This is a genomic window from Anaerobutyricum soehngenii (assembly GCF_009697165.1).
Taxonomy (GTDB): Bacteria; Bacillota; Clostridia; order Lachnospirales; family Lachnospiraceae; genus Anaerobutyricum; species Anaerobutyricum soehngenii.
Map to the genome: position 1 here is coordinate 42,124 of NZ_VULP01000004.1, position 15,986 is coordinate 58,109.

15 protein-coding genes are annotated in these 15,986 nt (G+C 38.7%); all 15 read left to right on the top strand.

Going from position 1 to position 15,986, the window contains the following annotated elements; translation table 11 throughout:
• Positions 1-31: 31 nt before the first annotated feature.
• Entirely contained in the window at positions 32-2,152 is a 2,121-nt protein-coding gene (gene mutL / locus FYJ25_RS03320; RefSeq protein ID WP_096240755.1) for a DNA mismatch repair endonuclease MutL, read from the top strand.
• Positions 2,153-2,158: 6 nt separating this feature from the next.
• Positions 2,159-3,133 (top strand): tRNA (adenosine(37)-N6)-dimethylallyltransferase MiaA, encoded by a 975-nt coding sequence (gene miaA, locus FYJ25_RS03325; protein WP_154580532.1) that lies wholly within the window; start codon positions 2,159-2,161, stop codon positions 3,131-3,133.
• On the top strand, positions 3,117-4,436 hold the full coding sequence (locus tag FYJ25_RS03330) for a methionine gamma-lyase family protein (RefSeq protein ID WP_154580533.1): 1,320 nt from the start codon (positions 3,117-3,119) through the stop codon (positions 4,434-4,436). Before miaA ends, FYJ25_RS03330 begins: the two co-directional genes overlap by 17 nt.
• Before the next feature lie 102 nt (positions 4,437-4,538).
• Positions 4,539-5,261 (top strand): RadC family protein, encoded by a 723-nt coding sequence (gene radC / locus FYJ25_RS03335; protein WP_096240752.1) that lies wholly within the window; start codon positions 4,539-4,541, stop codon positions 5,259-5,261.
• Between the two features lie 162 nt (positions 5,262-5,423).
• On the top strand, positions 5,424-6,464 hold the full coding sequence (locus FYJ25_RS03340) for a rod shape-determining protein (RefSeq protein ID WP_021907135.1): 1,041 nt from the start codon (positions 5,424-5,426) through the stop codon (positions 6,462-6,464).
• Positions 6,465-6,479: 15 nt separating this feature from the next.
• Positions 6,480-7,349, top strand: coding sequence for a rod shape-determining protein MreC (gene mreC / locus FYJ25_RS03345; RefSeq protein WP_096240750.1), 870 nt, complete (start codon positions 6,480-6,482; stop codon positions 7,347-7,349).
• 75 nt (positions 7,350-7,424) lie between these two features.
• Positions 7,425-7,940 carry a rod shape-determining protein MreD gene (gene mreD / locus FYJ25_RS03350; protein WP_021907133.1) on the top strand — a complete coding sequence of 172 codons (516 nt, stop codon included), beginning with the start codon at positions 7,425-7,427 and terminating at the stop codon, positions 7,938-7,940.
• On the top strand, positions 7,924-10,872 hold the full coding sequence (locus FYJ25_RS03355; RefSeq protein WP_334296207.1) for a penicillin-binding transpeptidase domain-containing protein: 2,949 nt from the start codon (positions 7,924-7,926) through the stop codon (positions 10,870-10,872). The genes mreD and FYJ25_RS03355 overlap by 17 nt, the downstream gene beginning before the upstream one ends.
• A 79-nt stretch (positions 10,873-10,951) precedes the next feature.
• Positions 10,952-11,698, top strand: coding sequence for a septum site-determining protein MinC (minC, locus tag FYJ25_RS03360; RefSeq protein WP_021907131.1), 747 nt, complete (start codon positions 10,952-10,954; stop codon positions 11,696-11,698).
• Positions 11,699-11,719: 21 nt separating this feature from the next.
• The gene (minD, locus tag FYJ25_RS03365) at positions 11,720-12,511 is read left to right on the top strand and encodes a septum site-determining protein MinD (RefSeq protein ID WP_021907130.1); all 792 of its coding nucleotides are present in this window, start codon (positions 11,720-11,722) and stop codon (positions 12,509-12,511) included.
• A gap of 14 nt (positions 12,512-12,525) precedes the next feature.
• Positions 12,526-12,801 carry a cell division topological specificity factor MinE gene (gene minE, locus FYJ25_RS03370; RefSeq protein WP_021907129.1) on the top strand — a complete coding sequence of 92 codons (276 nt, stop codon included), beginning with the start codon at positions 12,526-12,528 and terminating at the stop codon, positions 12,799-12,801.
• 19 nt (positions 12,802-12,820) lie between these two features.
• On the top strand, positions 12,821-13,945 hold the full coding sequence (locus FYJ25_RS03375; protein ID WP_096240749.1) for an FtsW/RodA/SpoVE family cell cycle protein: 1,125 nt from the start codon (positions 12,821-12,823) through the stop codon (positions 13,943-13,945).
• 13 nt (positions 13,946-13,958) lie between these two features.
• On the top strand, positions 13,959-14,354 hold the full coding sequence (gene mgsA / locus FYJ25_RS03380; RefSeq protein WP_021907127.1) for a methylglyoxal synthase: 396 nt from the start codon (positions 13,959-13,961) through the stop codon (positions 14,352-14,354).
• Between the two features lie 24 nt (positions 14,355-14,378).
• Positions 14,379-15,344 carry a D-alanyl-D-alanine carboxypeptidase family protein gene (locus FYJ25_RS03385; protein WP_096240748.1) on the top strand — a complete coding sequence of 322 codons (966 nt, stop codon included), beginning with the start codon at positions 14,379-14,381 and terminating at the stop codon, positions 15,342-15,344.
• Positions 15,345-15,463: 119 nt separating this feature from the next.
• Positions 15,464-15,880, top strand: coding sequence for a hypothetical protein (locus FYJ25_RS03390; RefSeq protein WP_021907125.1), 417 nt, complete (start codon positions 15,464-15,466; stop codon positions 15,878-15,880).
• The last annotated feature ends 106 nt before the right edge of the window (positions 15,881-15,986 follow it).

A 15,986-nucleotide genomic window follows, 5' to 3' on the forward strand; every position in this document is an offset into this window, starting at 1 on the left:
ATGAGAGAAGAATTGTCAGAAGGGAGAAAGCATGGCAGAAATAAAAGTTCTTGATCAGGATACGATTAATCAGATTGCAGCCGGTGAAGTAGTAGAACGTCCTGCTTCTATTGTAAAAGAGCTTGTAGAGAATGCAGTAGATGCCAGTTCAACAGCGGTCACAGTGGAAATCAAAGGCGGTGGCATTGATTTTATACGAATAACAGATAATGGATGTGGCATTGAGAAAGAACAGGTTCGTAAGGCTTTTCTTCCTCATGCAACAAGTAAGATCAGATCAGCAGATGACCTTGAGACGGTGGCTTCACTGGGATTTCGAGGCGAGGCATTATCAAGTATTGCGGCGGTTGCAAAGGTGGAACTTGTCACAAAAACAGATGAAGGGATTTCCGGAATCCGTTATGTTATTGAAGGAGGCGAAGAAAAGAGCTGCGATGAGATTGGGTGTCCGGAAGGAACAACATTTATTATTCGTGATCTTTTCTTTAATACACCGGCAAGAAGAAAGTTTTTAAAGTCAAAAATGACAGAAGCAGGTTACGTAGAATCTTTTATTCAGCGGCTTGCCTTAAGCCATCCAGCGATTTCTTTTAAGTTTATCTGTGATAATAAAAATAAAGTTTCCACATCAGGAAATGGAAATTTAAAAGATGTTATCTATAATATTTTCGGAAGAGATGTGGCAATGAATCTTTTGCCGGTCAAAGGCAATGAAAATGGAATACTAGTTGATGGCTATATTGGAAAACCGGTTATTTCCCGCGGAAATCGAAATTATGAGAACTATTTTGTAAATGGACGTTATCTGAAAAATAATATTATCAGCAAAGCAATCGAAGAAGGCTATAAAGGACATGCCATGGTGCATAAATTTCCATTTACAGCATTGATGATCTCAATGGACCCTCATTCATTTGATGCGAATGTTCACCCGGCAAAGATGGAAATGCGTTTTCGAAATGCAGAAGAACTGTATTCTTCTGTTATGAGTGCAGTTCGGAGTAGTTTTGTGAAAAAAGAGCTGATTCCCAAAGTGGGTCTTGGTAATGAGCAAAAAGTAAAGGAAAATGCGAGAAAGATTCCAGAACCATTTGAAAAAAAGAGGAGAGCGATCGAAGAGCGGTTTTCTTCTCTTTCTTCGGAACAAATAAAGCAGATTGCAAAGAAAAAAGAAAATAATGAATCTAAAATAAAGGACTCATTTTCAAAAGCAGAAGGCAGAGTACAAAATGCTGCGCTAAATCCGAATGGACAGGGATGTGTTCAGGATGAGGATGTATCAGAAATATCAAATCGAAGAAGTTCGATTGAAGAAAGGATCGCCCGTTTGCATGTCGGAGAAAATACTGCGATTCAAAAAGAAATTGATAAAGTGATTCCAAAGACAATGGAAAAAAGCAGTATAGATCCTGAAAAATCTGAAAACAATACAGAAATTAATACAGGACAACCACAGTTACAGCAGCCGGTTCAAGTAGAAAAAACAAAGGCTGAACTTGTAAAAGAAACAGATAACTATGCGAAAGGTACACAGATGAGTTTTGCGGATGTTCCGCTTCTTTCTGAAGAAGCCCGTCCAAAGCACCGGATTATAGGGCAGGTATTTCGTACGTACTGGCTGGTAGAATATGATGAGAAATTGTTTTTTGTGGATCAGCATGCTGCTCATGAAAAAGTGATGTATGAAAAGTTGAAAAAAGATCTCGAAAATAATACAATTGTCCAGCAGATGGTTGCGCCGCCGATTATACTTACGTTTAGTATAAAAGAACAGCAAAAATTTGAACTGTGTGAAGAATCTTTTAAAAAACTGGGATTTCTTATTGAAGAATTTGGCGGAAACGAGTATTGTATTCGTGGGGTTCCGGCAAATCTGCTCGGAATTGATCCACAGGAGCTGTTTATTGAAATCTTTGATCAGATTGAAGAAAACAGTGGTAAGATGAATATGGAAATGATTACGGATAAGCTGGCATCAATGGCATGTAAGGCAGCGGTAAAAGGAAATACAACGATGTCTTATGAGGAAATGGACAGTCTTATGGAACAGCTTATGAAGCTGGATAATCCATACCAGTGTCCACATGGTCGTCCGACAATTATTTCAATGACAAAATATGAACTGGAAAAGAAGTTTAAGAGAGTGCAGTAGAGGGGGATGGTCGTGAAACAACAGGAAAAGAAACCTCTTATTATATTAACCGGACCGACAGCTGCCGGGAAAACAAGTCTTTCTATCGAACTGGCCAAAAGTATCGGTGGGGAGATTATCAGTGCAGATTCTATGCAGGTATATAAGAGGATGGATATAGGTACGGCAAAGATTCGTCCGGAAGAAATGCAGGGAGTACCACATTATCTGATTGATGAATTGGATCCATCGGAGGAGTTTAATGTAGTAGCTTTTGTGGAAAAATCAAAAGAAGCCATGAAAAAGATTTATGCGGCAGGACATATACCGATCATTGTTGGTGGAACAGGATTTTATATCCAGGCGTTACTGTATGATATTGATTTTTCACAGCATGAAGACAAAGAAAGTTACCGTAAAGAATTAGAACAGCTTGCAAAGGAAAAAGGAAAAGAATATCTTTACGAAATACTTAAGAAAAAAGATCCGGAATATGCAAAGATCACACATTGTAACAATGTAAAGAAAGTGATCCGCGCATTAGAATATTATAAAGAAACCGGAAAGAAATTGTCAGAACATAATGAGGAACAAAGACAGAAAGAATCTCCGTATAACTTTGCGTACTTTGTTTTATATCATGACAGGGAAGAACTATATGATCGGATCAACCGGCGTGTTGATCTCATGATGGAAGAGGGTCTTCTTTTTGAAGTTGAAAGTCTCATAAAAGAAGGTTATACAAAGAATTTAGTATCTATGCAGGGGCTCGGTTATAAAGAGTTTTTTGATTATTTTGACGGCAGAATGACTTTGGAGGATACAGTCGATAAGATTAAAAAAGATACCAGACACTTTGCAAAGAGACAGCTTACCTGGTTTCGTAGAGAAAAAGAGGTAATATGGCTGAATAAAAAAGAATATGAACAGGAAAAAGATTTACTTGATTCTGTTTTAAATATAATAGAAGAGAAAGGAATCAGGAATGGAACAAAGAGATAAAATACTAGAAGAGTATTATACACAGATGGGAATTGCGAAGCCAGTATATGACTTTTGCATGAAAGTAGAAGAAGAATTAAAAGATCGCTTTTTATCGATAGATAAGACAGCAGAATGTAACCAGATGAAGGTGCTTCGTGCCATGCAGAAGAATCATTTAAGTGAAGCCTGTTTTGCCCCGACAACCGGTTATGGTTACAATGATATTGGAAGAGAAACACTAGAGAAGATTTATGCGGATGTGTTTGGAACAGAGGATGCTTTGGTGCGACCACAGATTACCTGTGGAACACATGCTCTTGCCCTTGCGCTCATGAGCCAGCTTCGTCCGGGAGATGAGCTGTTATCACCGGTAGGAAAGCCATATGATACATTAGAAGAAGTGATTGGTATTCGTCCATCCAATGGTTCACTTGCAGAATATGGCATTAGTTATCGCCAGGTAGATCTGCTTCCAGATGGAGAGTTTGACTGGGAAGGAATAGAAAAAGCATTAAATGACAAGACAAAGCTTGTTACAATACAGCGTTCAAAAGGGTATGCATCCCGTCCGACACTTTCTGTAAAAAGAATCGGAGAATTGATTGATTTTATTAAAGAAAGAAAGCCGGATGTACTTTGCATGGTTGATAACTGTTATGGAGAATTCGTAGAAATTAGTGAGCCATCTCAGGTCGGAGCAGATCTTATTGTTGGTTCATTGATTAAAAATCCAGGTGGTGGACTTGCACCGATCGGTGGATATCTTTGCGGAACAAAAGAATGTATTGACAGAGCGGCATACCGTCTGACTTCACCGGGACTTGGAAAGGAAGTAGGTGCTACATTGGGCGTGACACCTGCATTAACACAGGGACTTTTCCTTGCTCCTACCGTTGTAAAAGGTGCGTTAAAAGGTGCGGTTTTTGCAGCAAATATTTATGAGAAACTTGGATTTAAAGTGATTCCGGACAGTAAGGAAAGCCGTCATGATATCATTCAGGAAGTGGAGTTCCATGATCCTGAGCTGATGGTAGCGTTCTGCGAAGGAATTCAGGCAGCTGCACCAGTAGACAGCTTTGTTCGTCCGGAACCATGGGATATGCCGGGATATGATGCCAAAGTAATTATGGCGGCAGGCGCTTTTGTTTCCGGTTCTTCCATTGAACTTAGTGCAGATGGCCCAATGAAGGAGCCGTATGCAGTTTATTTTCAGGGGGGACTTACCTGGGAACATGCAAAGTATGGAATTATGATGTCTTTACAAAAAATATATGAGACAGGAAAACTTAAAGATATCTTAATAAATGACACAGAAAGTTAACGAAAGCTGTCCTTGTACCCTATATACAAAAGTTTGTTTTTATGGTAAAATGTTTTTCGAATCAGTGTGTTCGTGCCTGGAGAGAATACAGGAGGGACCAATATGGAAAGACAGCCATCAATACAGTCATCACCAGCGAAAGTAACGATGAAAGAACGACCGGAAACAGAACGTCCGTATGAGAAGTGTCTGAGAGCAGGCGCAGAGAGTCTTACAGACGGAGAGCTGTTAGCAGTCATTATTCGTTGTGGAACACGAAGCTGTACTGCTCTGGAACTTGCATTTTCGCTTTTGAACAGACACCCGGTTTATAAAGGACTGGCAGGACTGCATCATCTTGATATCGAGATGCTGAAAGAGATTCCCGGTATAGGCAATGTCAAGGCAATTGAGATTTTATGTGTACTGGAGTTGTCTAAGAGACTGGCGAGAGCTTCTATTAAAGAAGAAAGTGATTTCAGTTCGCCGGATTATATTGCAGCTTATTATATGGAAGATATGAGACATCTTTCCGTAGAAAAGGTGATGCTTTTACTTCTGGATGGACGACACAGGCTGATGAAGGAGATTTTACTTTCGAAGGGAACGGCGAACAGTTCCTGGGTTCCAGTTAGAAATATTTTTGTGGAAGCCCTTCGGTGTGAGGCAGTATATATGATACTGATTCATAATCATCCGTCAGGATATCCGGAGCCGAGCCGGGAAGATCTCATTATCACAAGACAGATAAAAGAAGCGGGAGAACTGTTAGGAATTCCGCTTTCAGATCACATCATTATAGGGGATAAGTGCTATACTAGTTTGCGGGAACAGAATATGATGTGAGTCATAGATGTGACCATGGATTACAGATTATAGACATATTCTTGAATCTCGTGATCTTAATGTAATGTACCTGATGTCAGGTATATCGGACAAAGAGGAAAGATAAATGCGGCAACACCGCATTTGTTTCATGTATAAATGCTAACGAAAGGAGACATACCAATGTCTGAAAAAATATATGGAATTGATATGGGAACAAATTCCATCAAGATTTACCAGAAAGCTGCAGGAGTAATTTTACATCAGAAGAACATGATCGCTATGGTGAAGAAAAAAGAGCCATTAGCTTTGGGAGATGAAGCATACTCAATGTATGAGAAGGCTCCGAAGAACATCGAAGTAAAACAGCCAATCGTTAACGGTGTTATTGCTGATTTTACTGCTATGCAGACCATGATTCAGTTATACTTTAAAGGAATGCATGGAAAGAAGTTTGCAGAAGGACTTGCTGCCGGCGGCAATGCAGAGTTTTACATTGCAGTACCTTCTGATATCACAGAAGTAGAGAAAAGAGCGTTTTTTGATCTGATCGCAAGCTCTTCTTTAAAGACAAAGAAGATTCGTATTGTTGAAAAACCAATCGCGGATGCACTTGGAGCAGGTCTTGATGTCATGGATGCGACTGGTCGTCTGATTGTTAATATCGGTGCAGATACAACAGAAATCAGTCTGATCAGTCTTGGTGGAATTGTACAGAGCCGTCTGTTGAAGATTGGAGGAACCAAGTTTGATGAGGCGATTCAGCAGACTGTTAAGAAAAAGCATAATCTTGTAATTGGTATGAAGAGTGCAGAGCGCCTGAAGATGCAGCTGGCAAGCGGTATCAAGGAAGAGGAAGAGATTACGTATGACGTAATGGGCCGTAATCTGATCACAGGTCTTCCTAATAGGGTAACTGTTACAAATCATCTCATTTTTGAGGCAATGTCAGAGAGCCTTTCATCTATTATTGATGCGATTAAGTTCATTTTAGAGAAGACACCACCGGAATTATCCATGGACATCATGCATGATGGAATATGTATGACAGGTGCATCTACCCATATTAAGAATCTGGATCTTCTTATCCAGCAGGAGACAGGACTTTCCATTATGAAGATGGAAGAACCGGAACTTACTGTAGTAAAAGGATTAGGAATGATTATGGAAAATCCGGATTATGAAAGACTGGCTCATAATTTACAGGATTCTGATTTCCATTAATCAGGGAGTGGTACTATGAAAAATCGTCATAATTTTGAGTTTTCACCTAAAACGATGCTTATTTTGCTGACAGTTCTTTGTATATTACTTCTGTCTGTCAGTACAGTATTAAAAGATGTGGTGAAACCTCTTTCTGCAGTCGCAGAAACGGTAGTTATTCCAATGCAGGATGGGATTAACTCTTTTGGAGTCTGGGTAGGAGAGCATGTTGGCTCATTTAAGAGTATGAAGGAACTGAAAAAGGAGAATGCAAAGCTTAATCAGAAGGTGAAAGAGTTAACGCAGGAAAACGAAACTTTAAGTACCAATGAAAACGAATTGAATAGTCTGCAAAAGCTTCTGAAGATGGATAAAGAATATTCCCAGTATAAGAAAGTGGGAGCGAGAGTAATCAGCAAGGGAAGCGGCAACTGGTATAATACTTTTATTATTAATAAAGGTACAAAAGATGGAATCAAGGTAAATATGAATGTACTGGCAGATGGAGGTCTGGTCGGAATTGTAACGGAAACCGGACGGACCTATGCAAAGGTATGTTCAATTATAAATGATACCAGCAGCGTAAGTGCCAAGTCATCTCAGACTGGAGATACCTGTGTCGTACAGGGAAACAGTGAATCTGTTCAAAAAGATGGAACGATCGATGTGACCTATATCAGTAAAGATGCAGATATGAAAGAAGGGGAAGAACTGATCACTTCACATATCAGTTCAAAATATTTAGAAGGCATTAAGATAGGAACAGTCAGCAGTATTTCTACAGATTCCTCCAATTTGACACAGTCTGCCAAAGTGACACCGTTTGTAGATTTTCAGCATCTTGAAGATGTGCTGGTTATCACACAGCTAAAAGAAGTTCCCGCAGATAGTGAAAGTGCAGATTAAAGGATAAATCAGGCGGAAATAAGGGTATCGTACAGATATTTCTCTTTCCGCCATTTGTGTAAGAAGGGATTTATTATGAAACGAGGAATAGTGACAGCAGTACTGGTATTTATTTGTTTTATATTGCAGACTTCCGTATTTGAGTTGATTAAACTAGCAGGAATCGCACCGAATATATTACTGATTTTTATTTCCTCAATAGCAGTAATGCGAGGCCAGAAGCCGGGAATGATCGTTGGATTTTTCAGTGGGCTTTTGATGGATATTTTTTATGGCTCAACAATCGGTGGATTTGCTTTTTTATATATGATGTTTGGTTTTGTAGACGGATTTTTCCATCGAATCTATTATTCAGATGACAATATTCTTCCACTTGTCCTGATCGGGGTAAATGATCTGGTCTATGGAGTTATTATGTATATTCTTTGTGGATTGTTACATAATCATTTACGTATTGTGTATTATCTTAAAAATATTATTCTTCCGGAAATAGTTTATACCGTAGCGGTAGGTCTTGTATTTTATCAGATTTTATTGAGAATAAACGACTGGTTGGAAAAGAATGAAAAGCGGGGTGCAGATTTTGTTTAAATTCAAAAAAAAGCAGGAGACGGATAAGGCAAAAACAAAGAATCAGATTATAGAGCTGCTTTCCAACCGTATTATCATTATGGGAGTACTGCTGACAGCATTATTTTGTCTTTTAATCTATCGACTTTTCGTATTACAGATCATACAGGGTGATGAACATCTGGCGAATTTTAACTATAAGATAAAGAAGACGATTGAAATCAGTGGTGCAAGAGGAAATATATACGATTGCAAGGGAAAGATACTGGCTTATAATCAGCTGGCTTATACAGTGACGTTGGAGAATTCAGAAAAAACGAGTAAGATTGCCCAGGAGAGAACAGCTAAAAATGGAAAGAATGGTCCGAAAGTAACAGAGAATGAAGTTAGAAATGAGGTAATCTATAAGCTGGTGAAGGTTTTAGAGCAGAATGGTGATACGATAAATTACAGCCTTCCTATGACAGTAAACAGCAAGGGAAAGCTGAAGTTTACAGTGTCTGGTTCAGCGCTTACAAGATTTAAAAAGGATATTTATGGAATTACTAATATCGATAATTTGTCCGGTGATGAAAAAAAGAAAGCGGAGAAATATTTGAATTCTACACCGGAGGAAGTGTATGAATATCTGAGAAGCGGAAAAGGTGGTCCACAGGGAACGGGAAGTATGTTTGGTATCTCGGACAGTTATTCTACAGAGGATACATTAAAGATCATGTCGGTGCGGTATGATGTATTTATGAACCGTTATTCACAGACAACGCCGATTACTGTGGCAGCGAATATCAGCGATAAAAGTATTGCTGCTATTTCGGAACATGAGGAGGAATATCCGGGAGTTTCCATTAAGGCAGACTCTCTTCGTAAATATAATGATGCAAAGTATTTTTCTTCTATTTTGGGATATACGGGAGTGATTTCCGAAAGCGAATTAAAAGAATTGAATGCGGACAATGGCAAGTATGAGGCAAACGATGTTGTCGGTAAGACTGGAATCGAAAAGACGATGGAAAGTACTCTTCAGGGAAAGAAGGGACAGAAAGATGTTTTAGTAGATAATCTTGGTAAGATTATTAAGACAGTAAAGACAACAAAGGCTTCCGCAGGTAACAATGTGTATTTGACGATCGATGCGGATTTGCAGAAGTATGCCTATAATATTTTAGAACGACGTCTTGCAGGAATTCTGCTTGCACATCTAACGACAGCAGATACTGCCGGCTCAGACAAACGAGTTCCGATAAAGGACGTATATTATGCGCTTCTTGATAATAATATTATAAATATTTCCAGATTAGCAAAGAAAAATGCGAAAAGTAATGAAAAAGATGTTTACAGAATTTATAAGAAGAAACAGGAAAGTGTATTAAACACTCTTCGAAAAGATTTGAAAACAGGAACGACAGTTCGTAAATATCTTAGCGAGGAGAAGCAGGATTATGTAAATTATATTTACAAAATGTTAGAGAATGACGGAATTCTTGTTGCTTCTTCTATTGATGAGAATGATCAGGTTTATCTTGACTGGAAAGAGGAAAAAATCACATTCCGAAAGTTTCTTCAATATGCGATCAATAATGAGTGGATTAATATCAGCTCCTTTAATATTAAGTCAGATTATTATGATGCAGATGAAATATATGACGAATTAATAAATTATATTGTTGATGCATTGAAATCTGAGGAAGACTTTGATAAAATTCTATATGAGTATATGATCAAAAGTGGAACGCTGAGCGGACGGAAAGTTTGTCTGCTTTTATATGATCAGGGAGTTCTTGATAAAAAGAAAGATAAGGATTATAATAGTTTGTATACAGGCAAAATGTCTGCTTATAATTTCATGTACAAAAAGATAAAGAATATAGAAATTACACCAGCTCAGCTTGCCTTAGATCCATGTTCCGGTTCTGTTATTATTACAGACCCTGATACCGGAGAGGTAAGGGCGATGGTTTCCTATCCAAGCTATGATAATAATCGCCTTGCGAATGGAATTGATTCAGAATACTATGCATCTCTTAATACAGATTTATCTTCGCCGATGTTAAACAGGGCCACGCAGTCAAGGACAGCGCCTGGTTCAACATTTAAACCAATCTCATCTACGGCAGTTCTTGAGGAAGGCGTAGCTACAGCTTCTACATATGTAAAGTGTACAGGGATTTTTGATAAGATTTCTCCGGCAGCGAAGTGCTGGATTTATCCGAATGCGCATGGCTCACTTAATGTAAGTGGAGCAATCGCTGTATCCTGTAACTTCTTCTTTTATCAGATGGGATATAATCTTGGTACGGTGAATGGAACCTATAACAGCCAGAGAGGTTTAACAAAGTTAAAGAAGTATGCATCAATGTATGGCTTAAATCGAAAGTCCGGTGTGGAAATCACAGAATATGAGCCGCATATTTCAGATGAAGATGCGATTCGTTCAGCAATAGGACAGGGTACCCACAGTTATACACCAAGTCAGATTTCAAGATATGTGACATCCCTTGTAAACCACAAGAATCTGTTGGATCTGTCTCTTTTAGAGAAAACCACAGATGCAGAGGGAAACACATTGACTTCTTATGAGAAGAAAACAGAAGAAAAACTGAAGATCAGCTCATCTACATTTGATTTGATAAAGAAAGGTATGATCGGTGTGGTTAACGGAAAGGACAGCTCTATCAAGTACCTGTATAAGAAACAGGGAATGAAAGTAGCTGGCAAGACCGGTACAGCACAGGAGAACAAAAAGCGACCGAACCATGCATTATTCATATCTTATGCTCCGTATGACAATCCGGATATTACCATGACCGTAGTAGTGCCAAATGGTTACACTTCAGCCAATGCTGCAGAGATTGCCAGAGATATCTATAAGTACTATTTTGGAAAGGCCAGCAAGGCAGAAAAGAAGGCGACTACAGCATTACTGCCTAGCGGTTCAGATGGAAGTAATGATTAATATACTCCTGCGGCGGCTCGACTTGAAAAGTTCGGACGCGAAAGATTCCCGGAGTATATGCTAGCAAACAGGAGGAGATATGAAAAGTTCCGTTATAATTAAAGGGAATAAATATGGATTTCAGATTGTGCTGAATCCTACACTTCCTTTTGAAGAACTTCTTCGGGAAGTGGGGGACAAGTTTAAGGAATCTACTCATTTTTTCGATTTAAAAAAGCCAATCGCGGTAAGTTTTACAGGACGGGAACTCACGTCCGGAGAACAGAATCTTCTGGTAGATACGATAGCTGAGAACAGTGGGCTTAATATAAGCTGTGTGATCGATGGCGCAAAAGTATATGAGACACAGTTTGCTAAAGTGTTATCGGAACTTAAAGAAGAGGAAAAGAAAGAGGAACATAAAACGGAAGAATCTTTTCCGGAGAATCGTCTGGGAAAGAATGGCCAGTTTTATCGTGGAACATTGCGTTCAGGTCAGAAGATAGAAGTAGATGGAAGTATAGTAATTCTTGGCGATATCAATCCAGGCGCACAGATTATTGCGGGGGGCAATGTTGTGGTGTTAGGATGTCTGAAAGGAACAGTACATGCCGGATATCCGGATGATAAGAGCGCATTTGTGGCAGCGCTTATGATGGAGCCAATGCAGATACAGATTGGCAGTTATATTGCCCGCTCACCAGATCAGAGGGGGAAGAGTACAAAAAAGAATGTCAGAAGAAAGAATCAGCAGGAATTGCTTGCGAAGCTGGCATTTGTAGAGAATGACAATATTTTTATTGAAACGATTACGAGGTCGTTGATCAGTGAAATTAGTATTAGTTAAGTGAGATAAAGGAGAACAAAGATGAGTGAGGTAATTGTTATTACATCTGGAAAAGGTGGAGTTGGAAAGACCACGACAACAGCGAATATTGGAACGGGACTTGCAAAACTGGATAAGAAAGTGGTTATGATCGACACAGATATAGGACTTCGTAATCTTGATGTTGTTATGGGATTAGAGAATCGTATAGTATATAATCTTGTAGATGTTGTAGAGGGAAACTGCCGCTTAAAACAGGCACTGATTAAAGATAAAAGATATTCTAATCTTTTCCTCTTGCCTTCTGCCCAGACAAGAGATAAAAGTTCTGTAAGCCCAGAACAGATGAAAAAGCTTGTGGATGAGCTGAGAACAGAGTTTGATTATATTCTTCTTGATTGTCCGGCTGGTATTGAGCAGGGATTTAAGAATGCCATCGCAGGTGCGGACCGGGCTATCATCGTAACAACTCCGGAAGTTTCTGCCATTCGTGATGCAGACAGGATTATCGGACTTTTAGAGGCGGAAGAGCTGAAAAAGATAGAATTAGTTATCAATAGAATCCGCATGGATATGGTGAAGCGTGGAGACATGATGTCTGTAGAAGATGTCGTTGATATTCTTGCTATTGATCTGATTGGTGTAGTTCCGGATGATGAGAGTATTGTCATTGCAACAAATGAAGGAGAACCACTTGTTGGTTCTGATACACAGGCTGGAAGAGCGTTTGCTAATATTTGTCACAGGGTGCTTGGAGAAGAAGTTCCGATCATGGAGTTTGAGACAGAAGGCATACTGAAAAAAATAGCAAATTTATTTAAACGTGGTTACTAAAGGGGGAGAATCTAATGGGGTTCATGGATAGCTTTCTTAGAAAAAAAACATCGGGCAGTACGGCGAAAGACCGTTTGAAGCTTGTTCTGGTATCTGACAGAGCAAACTGTTCACCGGAAACGATGGAATTAATAAAAAACGACATAATAAAAGTAATTTCAAAATACATGGAGATTGATACAGAAGGACTGGATATTCAGATAACCCAGACAGAGTCGGATGGAGGACATGGAAATGTTCCGGCAATTTATGCCAATATACCGATCAAAGAACTAAGATCTCCTAGATAGCGAACGCAGGAGGAGAAACATGTTAAAACAGAAATACCAATTTAAAAATTATAATTGGGTGTTGATAAGCGCAGTTCTTATTTTAAGCGGGATGGGAGTGATGTTTATCAATAGTGCGGACAGCAGCTATACGAGTAAACAGTTGATTGGACTAATATTTTGTGCAGGAATCATGTTATTGTTGTCTGTTGTGAATTTTAATTTTGTATGTGGCTTCAGCAGGATTTTGTACCTGATTAATATTGTGCTCCTTGTTCTCGTAAAACTTGTTGGTGTTAAAGTAAATGGTGCCCAGAGATGGATTAATCTTGGCTTTACAAGACTTCAGCCGTCAGAATTGACCAAAATTATTATGATAATATTTGTGGCGGTGTACATACAGGAACATGAAGAAGATTTCATGGAATGGAAAGTACTTTTTAAACTTGCTCTATTGTGTGCGCTGCCTCTTTTCCTGGTAGTGATAGAACCGAACCTTTCAACTACGTTAGATATTACATTCATATTGATGTCTGTAATTTTTGTAGGAGGTCTTTCCGGTACACTGATTAAAAAATGTCTCAAAATAATCATACCGATCATCATACCGCTGGGCTTCCTTTTTATCTGGTACATACAGACACCGAATCAGGTATTACTTCATGATTATCAGGTTACCAGAATTATGACATTTTTAGAGCCTTCAAAATATTCGTCTACGACCGCATATCAGCAGGATAATTCTGTTATGGCAATCGGCTCAGGCAAACTATATGGAAAGGGACTGAATAATAATACGATCGCAGATGTTACAGTATCTGATACGGGATTTGTGTCAGAACAGCAGACCGACTTTATCTTTTCTGTAGTCGGAGAAGAAACAGGGTTTATCGGAAGTGTTATTGTTATTGCATTATTGGCTATAATAATGATAGAATGTTTTAAGACGGCATATGTCGCGAAGAATATGAGTGGACGGCTCATTGCAGTAGGAATGGCTGCACTGATTGGTTTCCAGTCATTTATTAATATCGGAGTGGCAACAGAATTACTTCCGAATACAGGATTGCCGTTGCCATTTGTAAGTTATGGATTAACATCATTGTTAAGTTATATGGCAGGTATAGGGATTGTGCTAAATATAGGATTACAAAGACACTACTAGGAGGGGAAAATATATGAATATTGGATTAATCGCACATGATGGAAAGAAGAAATTAATGCAGAATTTTTGTATTGCTTATCGAGGAATTCTTAATAAGCATGAACTGTTTGCAACCGCAACAACAGGAAGACTTATTGAGGAAGTAACGAACCTCACGATACACAAATATCTGGCAGGACCACTTGGTGGAGAACAGCAGATGGCTTCTCAGATTGAACATAATCTCATCGATATGGTTATTTTCCTGAGAGACCCACAGAATCAGCAGCTTCATGAGCCGGATATATTTAATGTAATGCATTTATGTGATGTACACAATATTCCACTTGCAACGAATCTTGCAACAGCAGAGTTATTAGTTAAGGCTCTTGAAAGAGGAGACCTTGAGTGGAGAGAAATGTACAGATAGTACAGACAAAGAGAAAGAGTGACTATGAAAAAGAGAATAATATGCACAATCAGTATTTTTGTGTTAGTAGCAGCGTTGTGTAGTGGATGCAGTGGGAATCCTTTTAAGATCACAGATTCTTTTGCATCTTACTATGCAGAGAATAAAGAAGAGGCAGGTTCAGATTTAGAGGGGATGGCAGCAGAACTTGCAGTAGTGTCTGATTCAGAAGCGACAGACCCGAATTATCAGAGCAATGATTATGCGGATTTATTGATTAATGACAGTGCGAACGAGATTGTACAATCATATCATTGTTTTGATAAGTTATATCCGGCCAGTATTACAAAGGTAATGACTGCATTGCTGACATTAGAGCATGGAAATATGGATGACGAGATTACGTTAAAGCATGACATTAATTTAACAGAAGACGGAGCAGTGATCAGTACCCTTACAAAGGGAGATACCGTCACTGTAAGCCAGGTTTTCCATACGATGCTGATCAAATCTGCAAATGACTGTGCAGTAATACTTGCTGAGTATGTAGCAGGTTCTGAAGCCAAGTTTATAGATATGATGAATGAGCGGGCCAAAGAATTAGGAGCGACACATACACATTTTGTCAATCCAAACGGACTTCACAATAACGATCATTATACGACTGCGTACGATCTTTATCTAATCTTTAAAGAGGCAGTGAAGCATGAAGAATTTGTTGATACAGTATCTTCAAAGGACTATACAATGACATATACTACAGCAAAGAAAACACAGATTAATGAGTATATGCAGAGTACAAACTACTATCTTCTGAATGAATTCCCTGTACCGGAAGGTGTAGTGATGTATGGTGGCAAGACGGGAACGACCTCTATGGCGAAGTCCTGTCTGATATTGATGACAAAGAATAAAAAAGGAGAGCGTTTTTTCTCCGTTGTACTTGGAGCAGAAACAAAGGAGGCTTTGTATTCGTCAATGACCAGACTATTAGAAAAAACAACAAATTAAAGGTTGTGCTTTTATATGATATAAATTATAATATAACATATAAGGGAGTTGGCACGAGTCTTTCTCATTACAAAAGAAAGGACTACAGTCCAATAATATATCTAAAGGAGGATATTCACATGATTGATATTATTGCAGGTGCGAAAGGAAAAGGAAAAACTAAGATCTTAATTCAGCAGGTAAATGATGACATTAAGCTGACAAAAGGCACAATCGTTTACCTTGATAAGAACAATAAGCATATGTATGAATTAAGCAATCAGATTCGTCTTATTGTAGTTCCTGAATTTAATGTAACAGATACAGATATGTTCCTTGGCTTTATTGCAGGAATTATTTCTCAGGACCATGACTTAGATAAGATTTATCTTGATAGTTTCCTTACTACAGCATGTATTGATGATAATCTTGATTACGCAGTTGAAAAACTTGGTGCTTTATCTGACAAGTTTGGGGTTGATTTTGTAATCAGCGCTTCCGTAGATAAAGAAAATATGCCGGAATCTGTACAGAAATACGTTTCTCACGCATTATAATTCGTTATTATCTGATGCAGAACCGTCCGATAATATTACATACATGGCGGATATCTGGAATTTGAATAAGATACGAAAAGGTTAAGGCGCCTCATATTATTATGAG

Excerpts from the sequence above, each read along its gene's own strand:
- mreD (WP_021907133.1), top strand. The coding sequence starts at position 7,425 with ATGAAACGAGGAATAGTGACAGCAGTACTGGTATTTATTTGTTTTATA.
- FYJ25_RS03390 (WP_021907125.1), top strand. The coding sequence starts at position 15,464 with ATGATTGATATTATTGCAGGTGCGAAAGGAAAAGGAAAAACTAAGATC.
- mutL (WP_096240755.1), top strand. The coding sequence starts at position 32 with ATGGCAGAAATAAAAGTTCTTGATCAGGATACGATTAATCAGATTGCA.
- miaA (WP_154580532.1), top strand. The coding sequence starts at position 2,159 with ATGGTCGTGAAACAACAGGAAAAGAAACCTCTTATTATATTAACCGGA.
- mgsA (WP_021907127.1), top strand. The coding sequence starts at position 13,959 with ATGAATATTGGATTAATCGCACATGATGGAAAGAAGAAATTAATGCAG.
- FYJ25_RS03385 (WP_096240748.1), top strand. The coding sequence starts at position 14,379 with ATGAAAAAGAGAATAATATGCACAATCAGTATTTTTGTGTTAGTAGCA.
- mreC (WP_096240750.1), top strand. The coding sequence starts at position 6,480 with ATGAAAAATCGTCATAATTTTGAGTTTTCACCTAAAACGATGCTTATT.
- radC (WP_096240752.1), top strand. The coding sequence starts at position 4,539 with ATGGAAAGACAGCCATCAATACAGTCATCACCAGCGAAAGTAACGATG.
- minC (WP_021907131.1), top strand. The coding sequence starts at position 10,952 with ATGAAAAGTTCCGTTATAATTAAAGGGAATAAATATGGATTTCAGATT.
- FYJ25_RS03375 (WP_096240749.1), top strand. The coding sequence starts at position 12,821 with ATGTTAAAACAGAAATACCAATTTAAAAATTATAATTGGGTGTTGATA.
- minD (WP_021907130.1), top strand. The coding sequence starts at position 11,720 with ATGAGTGAGGTAATTGTTATTACATCTGGAAAAGGTGGAGTTGGAAAG.
- minE (WP_021907129.1), top strand. The coding sequence starts at position 12,526 with ATGGGGTTCATGGATAGCTTTCTTAGAAAAAAAACATCGGGCAGTACG.
- FYJ25_RS03340 (WP_021907135.1), top strand. The coding sequence starts at position 5,424 with ATGTCTGAAAAAATATATGGAATTGATATGGGAACAAATTCCATCAAG.
- FYJ25_RS03330 (WP_154580533.1), top strand. The coding sequence starts at position 3,117 with ATGGAACAAAGAGATAAAATACTAGAAGAGTATTATACACAGATGGGA.